Genomic DNA, 16761 nt, shown 5'->3' with positions numbered 1-16761 from the left:
TTCTCTTTAAACACCTTATTAGCATAGCGATCTCCAGATTTGATTAACGCTGAACTATTTCTAATCCATTTGTATAACCATTCTCGATCTAAACCTTCATTTTCTGCCAAACGCGCTTCTATGTTTCTCAACATAGGTCCCGTAGATTTACTATCTAATTTATGACAAGCAGCACAGTTTGCGTTAAACAAAGCTTTACCAGCTGTAACTGCCGCATCATCTTGTGCAAACGCAGAAGTTGAAAATACCAACATCAGCGCTAGTGCGGTTCCTAAAATTCTTGAAATTGAATTGCGGTGATTCACCTTTCTCATATCTTAAAGTCTTCTTAATTTGGCATGATTTTTTCTAAGTATTTTTTAGACCTAGACGTTCATGCTTGTTCCAAATTTGAGCAAAAATACAAATAGCGTTGAATTTGCGAAATTATAGTGAACTCTTAATTTGTAATTTATAGTAATTCTAAATAACATTTTAGCCTGTTTGTTCGTTAGGTTATTTTACATTTGTACAAAATTGTATTCATTATGAGATTTTTAGCCTTTAAAAGACGCACTATTTTAACTACTTCAGCACTATTTTGTGTTGGGTTCGCATTTGCACAACAAGGGGAAATTACGATTTCCAAAGACCCAAAAATTGATAAATTACTTACATATCAGAAAGAAATTAACCAAGAAACCGATAATGACAATCGTTTGAAGGTTCAAATTTTCAGTGGAAACCTTAAAAATGCCGACAAAATTAAGAGAAATTTTGAAGCAAAAAACAATGACGTTCCCGTGAATATGAAATTTGAAACTCCAAATTATAAGGTTTGGGTTGGAAATTTTAGGACTAGATTGGAAGCTGAACGTTATTTAGCGGAAGTGAAAGAAACGTATCCGAATGCATTTGTATTTACACCTTTGAAAAAGAAGAAGAAAAAGTAATCTTTTTTAGTTTATAGATATAAAAAAGGATCGCAATTGCGATCCTTTTTTTTGTTTGTATGTGTAGTATTATTTATTTCAGCGTTTTCTTCACTGCAACTTCTTGGAATGCTTCTACAATATCACCTTCTTTGATGTCATTATAGTTTTTAACTTGCAATCCACAGTCGTATCCCTTGCTTACTTCTTTTACATCGTCTTTGAAACGTTTTAACGAAGCCAATTCACCTGTAAAGATGACAACTCCATCACGAATTAATCGGATATTAGAGTTTCTAAAGATTTTACCATCTGTCACCATACATCCTGCGATTGTACCAATTTTAGAGATTTTGAATGTTTCTCTAATTTCAGCATTACCAGTGATTTCTTCTTTCATTTCTGGCGACAATAAGCCTTCCATTGCATCTTTTACATCATTGATAGCGTCATAGATAATTGAGTATGTTCTGATATCAATTTCTTCTTTATCAGCAACCATTCTTGCATTTCCGGCAGGTCTTACATTAAATCCGATAATAATTGCATCAGAAGCACTTGCTAATAACACATCACTTTCTGTAATTGCACCAACTGCTTTGTGAATGATTTTTACTTCTATTTCTTCCGTAGATAGTTTTTGGAATGAATCCGTTAAGGCTTCCACAGAACCATCCACATCACCTTTAAGGATAATGTTCAATTCTTTAAAGTCTCCAATTTTGATTCTTCTACCAATATCACCTAAGGTAGTTCTACGTTGTGTTCTTACCGATTGTTCTCTTAATAATTGTGTACGTTTCGCTGCAATTTGTTTCGCATCTTTTTCATCTTCAAAGACATTAAACTTATCACCTGCTTGTGGCGCACCATCTAAACCAAGAATAGAAACTGGTGTTGATGGATCGGCTATTTTTACTTTTTTACCGCGCTCATCGTACATTGCTTTGATTTTTCCACTATGCTTTCCAGCCAATAGATAATCTCCAATTTTTAATGTACCGTTTTGCACTAGAATGGTTGACACATATCCACGACCTTTGTCTAAGAATGCTTCAACAACTGTTCCTACGGCATTTTTATCTGGGTTTGCTTGTAATTCTAATAATTCAGCTTCAAGCAATACTTTTTCTAATAATTCGTCAATACCTAAACCTGTTTTCGCAGAGATATCATGCGATTGGATTTTTCCTCCCCAATCTTCTACCAACAAGTTCATTGCTGCTAGTTTTTCTTTGATCTTATCTGGGTTTGCTGTTGGTCTATCTATTTTGTTGATTGCAAATACAATTGGAACACCAGCCGCTTGTGCGTGACTGATTGCTTCTTTTGTTTGCGGCATTACATCGTCATCCGCAGCAATTACAATAATTGCAATATCGGTTACTTTGGCTCCACGTGCACGCATCGCTGTAAAGGCTTCGTGACCAGGTGTATCTAAGAATGTGATTCGTTGTCCACTTTCAAGTGATACTCCGTATGCTCCAATATGCTGTGTAATTCCTCCAGATTCTCCTGCAATTACGTTTTCTTTACGAATGTAATCTAGCAATGATGTTTTACCGTGATCTACGTGTCCCATCACCGTTACAATTGGCGCTCTTGCCGATAAATCTTCTGGCGCGTCTTCTTCTTCTTGGATTGCTTCTTCAATATCTGCTGATACGAAGTCTACCGAGAACCCGAATTCTTCTGCTACAATTGTTAAGGTATCTGCATCTAAACGCTGGTTCATGGTTACCATGATTCCTAGCATCATACATTTGGAAATGATATCATTTATTCCAACATCCATCATGGTAGCAAGCTCACTAACAGTTACAAATTCTGTAGCTTTTAGTATTTTGCTTTCTGCTGCTTGTTGTTCTAAATCTTCCTCCGTTTTTTGTCTACGAATATCACGCTTACCTCTACGATACTTAGCTCCTTTTGATTTGTTGCTTTTCCCTTGAAGTTTTTCAAGCGTTTCACGTACTTGTTTTTGTACTTCTTCTTCTGTTGGCTCAACTTTAGCTACAGGTGCTTTACGAACTCCACCTCTTCGGTTTCCTCCACGATTTCCACCACCTTTGTTTCCAAATCGGTTGTTTCCACCAGGACGGTTATTGTTGTTTCCACCAGTACCAGTTTTAGAAATACGTTTACGTTTTTTCCTTTTATCTGCTTCCGATTCTTTTTTAGAATCTTCTTTCTTCTTTTTGGCTTTATTGAACTGCGTTAAGTCAATTTTTTGACCTGTCATTTTTGGTCCAGAAAGTTTTTGATACTTCGTTTCAATTACTTTCTTTTCTGGCGTTGCAGGTGTTGCAGGTGTTTCTGCTTTGACTTCTTTTTCAGCAGGCTTTTGAACAGCTTTTGCTTTTGGCTCAACTTTTTGAACTTGCTTAGGCTTTGAGAATTTCGGTCTGTTAGATATTACCTCAGGTCGTTTTGGCTTTTTCTCATTTTGAGAAGGCTTTGGTTTCTCAATAGCTTTTTGCTCTTTTTGTGGCTTTGCTGCTTCTTGCGTTTTTTCAGTAGTAGCTTTTGGTGCTGGCGCAGTTTCTTTCTTTTCCGACGACGTTGTATCTTTTTGAGGGTTTAGATCTATTTTTCCAATCGTTTTCGGTCCAGATAGGTTTGCTTTGGCACGCACTACTTTTTCACGTTCTTCACGTAAACGTTGCGCTTCTTCTTGTTCTTTTACAAGTTGTTCTCGCAATGCTTCTTTCTCCTTCCTTTTCTCTTCTCCTAGCTCTTTAGAAGCCACTTTTTTACTCTTGTCAGTTTGAAAACCATCAAGCAGCACATTGTATACTTCTTGCGATATTTTGGTCGTCGGTCTTTTTTCCACAGAAAAACCTTTCTGCGTTAAGAAGTCGACAGCTCTATCGATCGAAATATTTAATTCGCGTAGTACTTTACTAAGCCTTATTTTGTTTTGTTCAGCCATAAGCTATTTTAAATTTTACCCTCTTTTTAAATAAAAAACTGCTTTTTATTAATCTTCGAATTCTTCTTTTAGAATTCTAATTACTTCCCCAACAGTTTCTTCCTCTAAATCTGTTTGTTTTACAAGGAAGTCCATTTCTTGATCTAGCACACTTTTTGCTGTATCCAAACCAATTTTCTTAAATTCTTCTATTACCCAAGCTTCAATTTCATCAGAGAATTCTGTTAATTCAACATCTTCCTCAACACCTTCACGATATACATCAATTTCATATCCTGTAAGCTGTCCTGCTAATCGAATATTAAATCCACCTTTACCGATCGCTTTTGAAACTTCTTCTGGTTTTAAGAATACTTCTACACGCTTTGTTTCTTCGTTAATTTTTAACGAGCTCACTCTTGCTGGACTTAAGGCACGCGTTATATATAGTTGTAAGTTTGTTGTGTAATTGATTACATCTATATTTTCGTTCCCTAATTCTCTCACGATTCCATGGATACGAGAACCTTTCATTCCCACACATGCTCCAACAGGATCGATCCTATCATCATAAGAATCTACGGCTACTTTTGCTTTTTCACCTGGAATTCTCACTACTTTTTTCACTGTAATTAATCCGTCAAAAACTTCAGGAATTTCTTGTTCAAATAATTTTTCCAAGAATTCTGGTGCTGTTCTCGACATGACAATCATAGGCTTATTTCCTTTTAAGTCTACTCTGTCAATAATTCCTCTTACATTTTCTCCTTTACGGAAAAAGTCAGATGGAATTTGGTTTTCTTTTGGCAACACGATTTCATTTCCTTCATCATCTAACAAAATAACTGCTCTGTGTCTGATGTGGTGCACTTCTGCAGTATAAATGTCTCCTACTAGATCTTTAAATTGCTTATAGATCGTTGTATTATCGTGTTCGTGTATTTTTGAAATTAGGTTTTGTCGCAATGCTAAGATCGCTCTTCTTCCTAAATCAATTAATTTTACTTCTTCAGATACATCTTCACCAACTTCAAAATCTGGTTCAATTTCTCTTGCTGCAGTTAATTCCACTTCTTGATTTTCATCTTCTACTTCACCATCTGCTACTACGACTCTATTTCTCCAAATTTCTAAATCACCTTTATCAGGGTTTATAATGATGTCAAAATTGTCATCTGATCCAAATTTCTTTTTTAATGCATTTCTAAAAACATCCTCCAATATCGCCATTAGCGTTACTCGATCTATTAGCTTGTCGTCTTTAAACTCTGAAAACGAGTCAATCAATGCTAGATTCTCCATGACATGTCTTTAATTAAAATGTTACCATAACTTTTGCTTTTACAATATTTTTATAAGGGATTTCTTGTTCTTTTTGAACAGTAACTTTCCCTTTTCCAATGGGTTTTGGCTCGCGCGCTTTCCATTGTAATTTAATTTTCTCATCATCAGCAACAACTAAAGTACCTTCTACTTTAGAATTGTCTTCTATAATGACTTCTAATTTTCTACCCACATTTTTCTTGTATTGACGAATGTGTGTAATTCCTTCCGAGATTCCAGAAGAAAGTACTTCTAGAGAGAAATCTTCTTCTTCTCTATCAAGGTTATGCTCTATGTGTCGACTTACCTTCATACAATCGCTTAACGTAACGCCAGTATCACCGTCAATCACAATTACAATCTTGTTTCCTGCTTTGATTTCCTTAGAAATAAGGAATAGTGAAGACTCTTCTTCGAGCACTTCTTGTAATAAATTTGTAACTTTTTGTTTAAACATTTTTAGTATGAAAAGAGGGGACTTATGTCCCCTCATTTTTAGTCTTTCCTTCGTATAACGGTGCAAATATACACATTTTTTCTAATCTTAAAAACTATTCAACCAAAGGTTTTTATTTGTAACTTTCATACTTATATAAAAATGTAATCATAAAATGAAAAAAATTCTTCTTCCAACCGATTTTTCAGATCAAGCTGAATATGCTCTTAAAGTCGCCGCTTCGTTAGCAAAACAAAATAATGCCACCATTTATTTGATGCACATGTTAGAAATGCCATCGCACTTTTTGTCGGGTGATTCTAATTTAGATGTGCCTGAACAGTTATTGTTTATGAAGATTGCACACGAACGTTTTGAGAAAACGATGGCGCAAGATTTTATGAAAGGCATAGATGTAGAGGTTACGGTAGAGCGAGACAAGGCTTTTGACGGAATTACTCAGGCAATTCGCCAGCACGAAATTGATTTGGTCGTTATGGGATCTAGTGGTGCTTCTGGATTGAAAGAAATGTTTATTGGGTCAAATACAGAGAAAGTTGTACGTACTGCTGATGCGCCTGTTTTAGTAATTAAGAATCATATTGAAGATTTTTCTGTTGCTAATTTTGTGTTTGCTTCCGATTTTTCGGATGATCAGAAATTAGTGTTTGAACAAGCAGTTGATTTTGCAAATAGTTTTAAAGCAAAACTCCATTTATTGTTTGTAAATACACCAAACCGTTTTACAACAACCAATGCTGCCCAAAAGAAAATGGATGCCTTTATTAAAGGTTTTGATGAACTGGGCGAACATGAATTACATATTTATAACGATAATAAGATAGAAACAGGGATTTTGAATTTTTCACGTGCTATTGACGCTGATTTGATTGGAATGAGCACACATGGGCGACAAGGATTGGCACATTTTTTTAACGGAAGTATTAGCGAAGATTTGGTAAACCATTCGTTGCGACCTGTGATTACGTTTAAGATTTAATCTGAAAAATATTATATATAAGATATCACTTTTAAGTAAGATTCGTTTCAATTTAGAGTTCTCAGAAGCTTAATTTACGTGAGTTCGACGTAAGAAATGATTAAAAATAGTAGTCAATATAAATGAAATTAACATATGTCACTTCGAGCGCAGTCGAGAAGTGTAGGAAACCTATTTTTTTTATTGAATCTCGACTGCGCTCGATTTGACAATTTTAGACAATGCGTTTAAAATCAAAACTATAAGCAAAAAGTTATATCGAACTCACGTTAATTTAGTTTCACTAAAAAAACTGCTCGATTTGTATATATACGCATCAAGCAGCTTTTAACCTAAAAACTTATTTTTTTATTATCTTTCGTTGTGCTGTACATCTACAGCTCCTGCTGGATGATACACAAATCCTCCAGAACCGATATCATGGCAATACTCAACAATGTATTCTCCAATTAGATCATCGCCATTATTAATAGTAAAATCGATTGGCAATTCTACATCAATAACATCAAACACTTTAAAACTCAACTTTGTTTCAAAGTTTTTTGTGCGTCCTCCATCCGATTCAAAGCATACTACTTTCATACGGTTTCCATCTGGTTTTGGATTTGTAGCGCTTACGTGTGGATCCCAAATGATGGAGCTGAAATTTGGGTAAAACCAAGTGTCATCATCAGTCACTTTAGTTATTTGACCTGTGCGTAGGTGAGTTAACGACGATTGCTCGACTACCACAGCACCATCTTCGATGGTATATCCAGCTCCATCTGCCCATATAATTACAAAGAACCATTCGCCTTTTCCAGCTAAGAATCCGTCATAATCATTTGTTGTTCGGAATCTCCATAAGTTTTCTGTTCCGTTTTCACAGTCACGTTCACAATCTTCTCCACATGGTGTCCCTGTATTTCCACCTCCTGTGCTTCCGCCTCCAGTAGATCCACCACCAGGGTAGCCACCGCCACCGCCTGGATTAATTACATCACCGTCATTATTTCCAGAACCATCACCATCTAAAAACGGATCACCATTTTGGAAAAGCTTAGCGTTTGGTGTTAATACAGCTCCTGCATTTACAACAACCGATCTTCCATCATCATAAGCAAATAATACAGTACTGCTTTTATCTGATTTGTCTAATTGACTTGTGGTTACTCCTTGATATACTTCACTATTTCGTACTACAAATGATTTTTCATAACGATATTCAGATAGTAATTCCGTATGCATTTTTCCATTTTCATAATAGTGCACAACTTCCATTGGATCTTGGTCATCAAAGTTATTATCAACATATACACGGTTTGTAAATGTTTGTGTATGTCTGTCTCCCGCTAATAATACAGACATTCCAGGATTTACATTTAAAAACTCTTTGATGTTTACATTTGATTTTGCTTCATCAATAGTTGCGATGACTTGATTTAATGATTTTCCTGCAAAATCTTTCATTTCCGACTTTCCTTGCATTCCCACAAAGAATTCTTGTTCATAATAACCTCGTTTTTCTAATCGCAATGCTTCTTCTTGCAATAGATTGTTCATGTTTTCATGTTTATGAATTGCGATCGACATTAAGCGTGCATATTCAAATAATGCTTGGTGTTCAACAGATTGTTTACTGACGTCTATTTGATCTAATGCTATTGCATCATTTTCAGCACCAAAAGCTTCATCTTTGGAACAAGAATTCAAGCCAACAATTAATAGCGACAAGAAGAATAACTTTATATACTTTATTTTCATAATAATTTAATTTATGGTTTTTTTCATACTCTTTTGTTCTGTGTAGAACGTAGGATTTTCCGAATGACTCCTTTGTTTTTCATACACACTTTAGCTAATTAAGCAGTGTCCATGAAGCGTTGCAACAGGATAAAAGTAAGATGGAATTTGCGGCTAAAAAAGTGTTCTATTTTGCTTTTTATGAATTGCACGTATCAATTTATAAATTGATAGACTTCTTTTTTTTATCATATTTGCGAAAATCCTGTAACTTTATAGGCAAAAAGGCTACTATATTAAAGCACTACCTATTTATTAAACATTTATCAATTACCTCCAAAAATGATGATTAACCATATATGTATTCACTTTTCTCCTTTATTGAGAAACGTGTTGTTTTTCACGATATTTTTCATCTTTTGTAATGCTTCATTAGCACAAGAATCTCTGGGTTTTACTATTCCAGATTCGTTACAGTCTAAATCATATAATGAATTAAGAGTTGCTTTTTTTTCCAATAAAGAAGACTCGCCTCAACGTTTAATGTATGCTAAGACATTTTACACAAAAGCATTTCAAAAGAAAGATTCCTTACAAATAGCTAAAGGCTATGAACTACTAGGCTTTGCACATAAGAAGGACTATTTAAAAAGTTTCACCTACTATGACAAAGGCATTGAGTTTAGTAAAAATTTAGGAGACAATTATTATCCCGCAATTTTCTACACATATAAAGGAGTTGTATATTCTGGTGATGGCAAATATGAAAAAGGTTTAGAGAATCATTTAAAAGCTATTGAATATGCTGAGAAGAACTATAATGAAGTATTGATATACGCAAACAAACATAATATAGGTATTTTAAAGATGCATCTAGAATTGTATGATGAAGCCTTGCAAATTTTTAAAGAGTGTTACCTTCACGAACTTAATGATCCAAACCGAGATCAGTATGATTTTTCTTTTTCGCATTATTCATTAGCAGATATTTATGTAAAGAAAAACCAATTAGATTCCGCAAAAAAATTCAACAAAAAAGGCTATGAATTGGCCTTAAAGAATCCTCTTAGAGAATATTTTAAATATTATTTTATAGCCAATGATGGAATCATTGATTTTTATGATAAAAATTATGAGAAGTCCATTCAGAAAATTCAAATTTCTATTAATTCATTAGATGGTGAAAGAGATAAGCTTTTAATAAGTAACGGACTTTTTCATGCAGCAAAAGCGTATGATTCTTTGGATCAAGAAAAAAATGCGATTCACTATTATAAAAAAGTTGATTCTGTCTTTACCAAAAACCCGCACATTGTTTCCTCTATCATAATTGATACTTACAAACGGCTGTACACATATTACAGATCTCAGAATGATCCTAAAAATGAAGCTTTGTACATTGAAAAGGCATTAGATATTTTTGATGTTAGCAAAAAAAACTTCAGAAACTTGAGTAGTAAAATAACAAAGACATTTGATCGAAGATCGTTGCTTCAAAAACAGCAAGAACTTAATAAAGCATTGAATCAGAAAGACAAAAGTTATAGTTTATTAATGCGTATTTCTTTTATAATATTGTGCATATTCATCATTGTTCTTATTTCCTTTTACATCAAACAAAAACAGATTAAAAAACGTTTCCAAGAGTTTGTGCAACAACATGAGCAAGCTATAAAACTTCCAAAAGAAACGATTAGTATTGCTAAAGAAGATGTGACGAAAATTGGAATAGCTGAAGATATTATAGATCAGATTTTAGCTACTTTGGAAGATTTTGAAGTAAAAAAACGTTTTATACGACCAGATATTACACTGCCGAGTTTATCCAAAGGTTTTAAAACCAATTCCGCTTATCTATCAAAAGTAGTCAACACATATAAGGGTAAGAAATTTGCTGAATACTTAAATGATTTACGAGTTGAGTATGCTATTGAACAGATCCGAACAGACAAAAATTATCGTTTGTATACCATTAAAGCCATTGCATTGGAAGTTGGCTTTAATAATTCACAATCGTTCGCGAGAGCCTTTAAACGAAAAACCGGAATTAAGCCTTCAGATTTTATAAAACAATCGGAAAGCACTGCAATGTAATTTGTTATTGTTAAACTTATCCTAAAAGACATATGCAATTTATAAATTGCATCAAAGACACCAGGAAAAATAGGGCTTTACACAAAACTTATAATACATTTACACCATAACAAAAAAATTATTTGACTATGCGTAAAACAGAGAAAAAGAAGTTAACACTAAAAAAGATTAACATTGCATCAATGGAAGAATTAAAATCAATAAAAGGAAAATCTGCAGTTGAAACAAATACATGTTCAGTAACATGTTCAGGAAAAACACATCCAGTGTTTTCGGTAATTATTCTTGTATGTCTTGAATCAATTATTAACTGTTAAAATTAACATATTATTTTAACCGATTATTATGAACTAAAAAATCCCAGTTGTGCGACTGGGATTTTTTTATACTATTTTTTCTTCTTCAATTTATCATAATAGATTCGCCATTATATTAAATAAACTTGCTTTGGTAGTAAAGTATTTATTCTCCAAATCAATGGCTTTTATTTTGTTTTCTATGAGTTTTGCTTCGCGCGAATTGACTAAGAACAACGAACTTTCTCCCAAAAAGAATTTACGCTCTTCTGCCTGCAACATTACTTCATAATCGTCTACCAATTGTTGCGTGAGTCTATTTTGTATTTGATAGGATTCTATTTCTTGTGTTACTGCATCAACTTTGTTTTTTAGATTGACACGCGTTGTGGTTCGTTCAAACTCTACATCTTGCAACTTTAATTTTGCCAAACGCAAATCTCCACGTTCTTTTCGTAAGAATAATGGAAAACTGATATTCAATCCTGCTTTATAATTTTGCGTATTGAACGTTCCTGTTTCGTCTGGTGTTTGACTTAGAAAGTTGTATTGCAAATCTATCTGCGGCAATAAGTTGTTCTGTTTTAAACGTTTATTAAGCTGTAAACTTTCATATTTTAGATTGAGCGACTGAATTTTAGGATGTGTTTCTACATCAAAATCTTCACTATCAAACGCAGTTACATTTAAAATTTCGTCAATGCGATTGAAAGTTGTCGTATCTGGCTGAATCGATGGACGCAATTCTACAGGTGTATCATTATTCAACCATAAAAAATTAGACAATTCTAATGATGATTTTATATACTTGATGCGTGCTTTTTCTAAATCGAGTTTTCGAGTATTCAACGTCAATCGTGCTTCTAACGTATCAATTGCTGCTTTTTCACCTGCGCGGTAACTTTTCTTGATTCCGTCAAAACGCAATGCTGCATTGGATAGAAACGACTGATATACAGTTCGATTTCGATACGACTTCAACCATTTAAAATACGTGATAGACGCTTCGTACAAAATTTCGTTCACCAATAATTGTTGATCGGCACGTGCTTGTTGCGTAAATAGTTTTGCTTGTTTTAGCATTGCCATTCGTTCATTAATCAACAATCCTTTTGCTAAAGAAACCGAAACGCCTGCGCTGTACAAACCATCGGTTGGCACATTGAATTCTGGATTTAGAAATTCGCCTGTGTTTTCTTCAAAATTTGCTTTGAATTCGACACCATACCACGTTGGAATTTTAAATGTTGCATTGAGTTTATCGTAATATTCGGTGTTTTTGAATTTCTTACGATCGTAGTCGACTTCCAATTTCGGATCAAACGCACCACGTGCTTTCAGCAATTTAGATTCACTTTCGTTGATAATCAAATTTGCCTGTTTTACAATGGGATGATACGATTTTACATATCCAAGATATTCGTCCAAAGACATTACAGAGTCTAACGGATTATCTATCTGAGCTGCGATATTTCCACTGAAAAGAAAGAGAAAGAAAAGAAAAATATATCTCATAGTTATTTTTTCTTAGCTGTTTTGCTTTTGCCTTCTGGTTGGTAATAGTTTGGCGGAAAACTGTTTAATTGTCGCCACAATTCAAACCAAATTGGCACATCGTCTAATAATGCAATTGTTTTTGCTCCTGAACCAACTCTAATTGATGCTGGCCAATCATGATCAGTTTCATCTGGCGCAAGCAAAATTCTGTATTTACCATTATCACTAATAAAGTTTTCAATTGCTACTACTTTTGCGCCATAGGTTCCGTACGAAATATTTGGCCAACCACTGAATATAATTGCTGGCCAACCATCAAACTGCACACGTACTTTTTCACCAATATGAATCAGTGGTAAATCTATAGGACGCACATAACTCTCTACTGCCAATTCGTAACCTGCTGGCATAATACCAACCAATTGTTCACCTTCTTTAAACGTTTCGCCAATTCCACCTTTTATTGCTTTGTTGATAAAACCATCTTGTGGCGCTAAAATGTAGAGTAATCCGCTACGCACTTTGTAATTTGTATATTGATTTTCCAATTTTGTTACTTGTGCTTCTGTATCATATTGACTTGATTGCGCCGTAAACATATCACTTTGCGCTTTTGAAATTTTGTCTGCATACGTTGCTGTTGTTCGAGACAACTCTATTTGCGCATTGATAATATCATTTTTATTTGCTAAGTATTTATTTTCTAATGAAATCAACTTTGCTTCTGTTTCTTGTAGTTTCAAGCTTTTTTCCTCTACATCTTTTACCGCAGCCAAACCTTCGTTTTGTAAGGTTTCCGCACGATCGTATTGCGTTTTTGCAATTTTCCTATTGATGCGTGCTGCTTCTACATCAATACTATCGCCTTTAATTTTTAATCGCGCTTGAATAAGTTTATTCTGAGTTTGCTTTAATTTAAGATCTCGCTCACGTAATAACGCACCAACTTGACGTTCTAGCGCCTTTATTTTACCTTTGTATGCAGTAACAGAAGAAGATTTTGCGTTAATTTGATCGTTAGTTCTTTCGACCAATTTATCATCAAAATATTCACTTTTTATTTCGGATATTTTTAAAATTGTATCTCCTTTTCGAACTGAATCACCTTCACGCACGTACCATTGCTCAATTCGTCCAGGAATTTGCGATTGAATTGTTTGCGGACGTTGATCGGGACGCAATGTTGTTACACGTCCTTGTCCAGAAATATTTTGTGTCCAAGGCAAAAACAATACGATAATTACAATGATGGCAAATACAAATAGGAATCTGTTTAATTGCTTGTAATATTTTTTATTAAAAACACGCTTCCCAGATGCATATTCCGTAAGGTCTACCTTTTTGTTCAACTGATTATTTGAAATATTTAGCATGTCTGTTACTTTTTAAGTTCTCCTTTATCCAATGTAATTAACTCTCCACAATTCGTTTTCCAACGTTCATTGCTACTCACTACAATTAATGCCCACGGGTTTTTCTCGTCCGTAATAAAGTCAATAATATCATTACTTTCATCTACATTAAATTGATCTAATGGATCTTCTAAGATGAGTACTTTTGGTTGTTTGATAATGGCTCTTGCCAGCACTATTTTCTTTGAGATATTGTATGAAATTTGTTTTCCTTCTGGATTTAAAATGGTTTTTAATCCTTTTGGCTGTTCTTTGATAAATTGTGTCAATCCAACCTTATCAAGTGCCCAAAAAATGGCTTCATCAGTTACTTGTTCATTTCCGAATGCTAGGTTTTCACGAATTGTTCCTTCAAATGGTGTTTCTTCAGAAAGTGATAATCCTAAGTGCGATCGGTAATGATTTAAATGCAAACTTTTCATCGCATATGAGTTCACGTAAATACTTCCTGAAGTTGGTTCAATAACACCTGCAATAGTTCGCAATAAACTAGATTTTCCAGAACCACTTTCACCCTGAATAAGTATTCGACTTTTTGGCGTAATGTTGAATGAAATGTTAGTTAAAATCGGTTTTTCTCTATTGGAAACTCCGTAAGAAACCTTATCAAGCTCAATAGTCATGTGTTCTTTGAAGTTTGGCATTTCACCTTCTTGCGGCTCCAAACCTTTATCGACTACTTGTCCTAATTTTTCAATAGATGTTAGTACGTCATAGAAAGATTCTAAACCAACAATTAATTTTTCTACAGAACCAATAACTAATAAAATGATAATTTCTGCTGCGACAAATTGCCCAATGTTCATTTCTTGATTTAACACCAAAGCACCACCAATTAAAAGTAACGAAGCCGTTACTAATACTTTAAATGATATCATTTGAATGTATTGCAACACCAATACACGGAAGTGACTCTCACGTGCTTTAAGATACGATTCTACCAAAACATCGTTCTTTTTGAGTGCAAGACTTGTGTTTCCTGAGAGTTTGAAACTTACCATGGTTCTTGCAACTTCTTGAATCCAATGTGCTACTTTGTATTTGTTTTTTGATTCGTCTAAACTTGTTTGCAAACCTCTTTTTGCGGTGTATTTAAACACTACAAAAATTAAAGCTACTAACAATACGCCGAAAATGATAAAAAACGGATGATAGAATGATAGTAAAATCAACGCAAACAAAATCTGCAATAATGCTGATGGCACATCAATTAATATTTTAGAAAGTCCTTTTTGGATTGTGAGCGTATCAAAAAATCGATTGGCAAGTTCTGGCGGATAATAATTACGCAACTCATCCATTCTAATTTTAGGGAAACGATAACTCAACTCAAAAGAAGCACGCATAAAAATACGCTGCTGAATGGTTTCAATAATTCGTAATTGCATTAATTGTAATGCGCCTGAAAACACAACTCCCATAGTTACTAAAACAACGAGCACAACCCAAGAAGTTGACACTTGCGCACCTTGAATTAGGTTTATTATTGATTGAATTCCTAGTGGCAGCGATAATGTTACAATACCTGCAAAAACCGCATAATAAAGAATCTGAAAAATATCTTTTTTCTCTAATTGAAGTAAGCCAACAAAACGTTGCCAAGGTGTTATTTTTGTATTTGACATATTGTATACATTAAAAAAGCGTTTACTCATTACTTTTATAAATATAAAATCAACCTAAAAAAGATTGATTTTATATATTTACGAACGCAAATATAATAGTATTACTATTAATATTGCATACAACATTATTAATATTAACATTAATATATCTTATAATATTGATATACAATTGCTTATGTATTTTAAATTTAAGAAATTTTAACAACTATAGATTATCTAATTGACTGAAAAGCAATCATTTTGCAGTTGTAACGTTCAAAAACATAAAAACAGAATGATTAAAAAATCAAACCATTCAAGAGCATTATTTTAGAAAAAAATTAATTGTTTTTTATTAAAAAGCTCTTGAAAATTGAGAAACATTACAATTCTTGTGATTTGAAATATATTTAATTGATTAGATCAAAATTAAGTTCAAATACTAAATTGTTAGGATTGGTGATATTTCTAAAAGAAAATAATACAAATAAAAAAGTCCCTTTCTTATCGAAAGGGACTTTTTGTTGGCCCACTAGGGCTCGAACCTAGACTCTTCTGTACCAAAAACAGACGTGTTGCCAGTTACACCATGGGCCAATACTGTAATTCGGTTGCAAATTTAAGACAAAGTTTGAAAAGAGCAAACATTTTTATAAAAAAAACCAATCAAGTTTTGAAATACGCTCATTTTCAATGTTACACAATATAAAAACTATGTTTAAAACAGCTACTAAAGCTTGAATTTTATACGAAAACATACATACAAACGTTAATTTTTGAAGTGAACTTATAGTTTTCTTAACGTTTTCTAAAAAAACACACTTGATACATTATAAATTCTTAAATTCGCCGTTAGTCTTATTAAAAGCAATTTCATGACTTCTCTGAACTTTAAAAAATGGAACACCATCTTAGGATGGGTAGTTTTTTTTATAGCACTTATCACTTTTAGCTTAACTGTAGAACCTACAGCAAGTTTTTGGGACTGTGCGGAATATATAGCAACTTCTGCCAAACTCCAAGTAGGACATCCGCCAGGAGCACCATTTTTTCAAATGATGGGCGCTATTTTTGCCACATTTGCAACCGCTCAAGAAGAGATTGCAAAAATGGTAAATTACTTATCAGTGTTTTCAAGCGCATTTACCATTTTATTCATGTTTTGGTCTATTACCAATTTAGTCCGCAAAATGGCATTGAAAAAAGTTACTGGAAGCGACGAAACTCCAGAATTTACGATGGCAAAGAAAATTGCTGTTTTAGGAAGTGGTTTGGTAGGTTCATTAGCATTTACATTTTCAGATAGTTTTTGGTTCAGTGCCGTTGAAGCAGAAGTATATGCAATGGCAATTTGTATTATGTCTGTTATGTTTTGGTTGGCATTGCGCTGGGCAGACGAAATGCATACGCCACGTGGAAATAAATGGCTTATTTTAATTTCATTGGTCGTAGGACTCTCTTTTGGAGTGCATTTTATGGGATTATTAACCATTCCTGCTATTGGAATGATTTATTTCTTTAAGAATTATAAAGTCGTAACCGTTCAAAATTTTAT

13 protein-coding genes and 1 tRNA gene are annotated in these 16761 nt (G+C 33.8%); 5 read left to right on the top strand and 9 right to left on the bottom strand.

Going from position 1 to position 16761, the window contains the following annotated elements:
• Positions 1-314: c-type cytochrome (locus AB8B65_RS10605; RefSeq protein WP_405300954.1), on the bottom strand; the 314-nt coding region annotated here is incomplete at its 3' end.
• Positions 315-527: 213 nt separating this feature from the next.
• On the opposite strand from AB8B65_RS10605, the gene AB8B65_RS10600 reads away from it, so the two are divergent.
• Positions 528-932 (top strand): SPOR domain-containing protein, encoded by a 405-nt coding sequence (locus tag AB8B65_RS10600; RefSeq protein WP_405300953.1) that lies wholly within the window; start codon positions 528-530, stop codon positions 930-932.
• A 73-nt stretch (positions 933-1005) separates the two neighbouring features.
• Here AB8B65_RS10600 and infB read toward each other — a convergent pair whose 3' ends face one another.
• Genes infB through rimP form a run of 3 tightly spaced genes read right to left on the bottom strand, consistent with a single transcriptional unit; the run spans position 1006 to position 5602 of the window.
• Positions 1006-3843: a translation initiation factor IF-2 gene (gene infB, locus AB8B65_RS10595; protein WP_405300952.1), complete on the bottom strand. Its 2838-nt coding sequence runs from the start codon at positions 3841-3843 to the stop codon at positions 1006-1008.
• A gap of 48 nt (positions 3844-3891) precedes the next feature.
• Complete coding sequence (gene nusA / locus AB8B65_RS10590; RefSeq protein WP_405300951.1) at positions 3892-5124, bottom strand: transcription termination factor NusA; 1233 nt, start codon at positions 5122-5124, stop codon at positions 3892-3894.
• A gap of 13 nt (positions 5125-5137) precedes the next feature.
• Positions 5138-5602, bottom strand: a complete 465-nt coding sequence (gene rimP / locus AB8B65_RS10585; protein ID WP_405300950.1) for a ribosome assembly cofactor RimP — start codon at positions 5600-5602, stop codon at positions 5138-5140.
• A 154-nt stretch (positions 5603-5756) separates the two neighbouring features.
• On the opposite strand from rimP, the gene AB8B65_RS10580 reads away from it, so the two are divergent.
• The gene (locus AB8B65_RS10580) at positions 5757-6581 is read left to right on the top strand and encodes a universal stress protein (protein ID WP_405300948.1); all 825 of its coding nucleotides are present in this window, start codon (positions 5757-5759) and stop codon (positions 6579-6581) included.
• Between the two features lie 351 nt (positions 6582-6932).
• Here AB8B65_RS10580 and AB8B65_RS10575 read toward each other — a convergent pair whose 3' ends face one another.
• Positions 6933-8324 (bottom strand): hypothetical protein, encoded by a 1392-nt coding sequence (locus tag AB8B65_RS10575; protein WP_405300946.1) that lies wholly within the window; start codon positions 8322-8324, stop codon positions 6933-6935.
• Positions 8325-8846: 522 nt separating this feature from the next.
• On the opposite strand from AB8B65_RS10575, the gene AB8B65_RS10570 reads away from it, so the two are divergent.
• Together AB8B65_RS10570 and AB8B65_RS10565 are read left to right on the top strand one after the other, a co-directional pair.
• Positions 8847-10397 (top strand): helix-turn-helix domain-containing protein, encoded by a 1551-nt coding sequence (locus AB8B65_RS10570; protein WP_405300945.1) that lies wholly within the window; start codon positions 8847-8849, stop codon positions 10395-10397.
• Between the two features lie 128 nt (positions 10398-10525).
• Positions 10526-10714, top strand: coding sequence for a hypothetical protein (locus AB8B65_RS10565; protein WP_405300943.1), 189 nt, complete (start codon positions 10526-10528; stop codon positions 10712-10714).
• A gap of 93 nt (positions 10715-10807) precedes the next feature.
• On the opposite strand, the gene AB8B65_RS10560 is transcribed toward AB8B65_RS10565, so the two are convergent.
• The 4 genes from AB8B65_RS10560 to AB8B65_RS10545 form a co-directional block, all read right to left on the bottom strand.
• Positions 10808-12208: a TolC family protein gene (locus AB8B65_RS10560; RefSeq protein ID WP_405300941.1), complete on the bottom strand. Its 1401-nt coding sequence runs from the start codon at positions 12206-12208 to the stop codon at positions 10808-10810.
• Between the two features lie 2 nt (positions 12209-12210).
• Complete coding sequence (locus AB8B65_RS10555; protein WP_405300940.1) at positions 12211-13563, bottom strand: HlyD family secretion protein; 1353 nt, start codon at positions 13561-13563, stop codon at positions 12211-12213.
• A gap of 5 nt (positions 13564-13568) precedes the next feature.
• Positions 13569-15227, bottom strand: a complete 1659-nt coding sequence (locus AB8B65_RS10550; protein WP_405300955.1) for a peptidase domain-containing ABC transporter — start codon at positions 15225-15227, stop codon at positions 13569-13571.
• 503 nt (positions 15228-15730) lie between these two features.
• A tRNA-Gln gene (locus tag AB8B65_RS10545) sits at positions 15731-15803 on the bottom strand.
• 278 nt (positions 15804-16081) lie between these two features.
• Here AB8B65_RS10545 and AB8B65_RS10540 point away from each other — a divergent pair.
• Positions 16082-16761: DUF2723 domain-containing protein (locus tag AB8B65_RS10540; RefSeq protein ID WP_405300939.1), on the top strand; the 680-nt coding region annotated here is incomplete at its 3' end.

Origin of the sequence: Kordia sp., assembly GCF_045105435.1 — a bacterium.
GTDB lineage: Bacteria > Bacteroidota > Bacteroidia > Flavobacteriales > Flavobacteriaceae > Kordia.
This window is presented reverse-complemented; position numbering and strand designations above follow the sequence as displayed.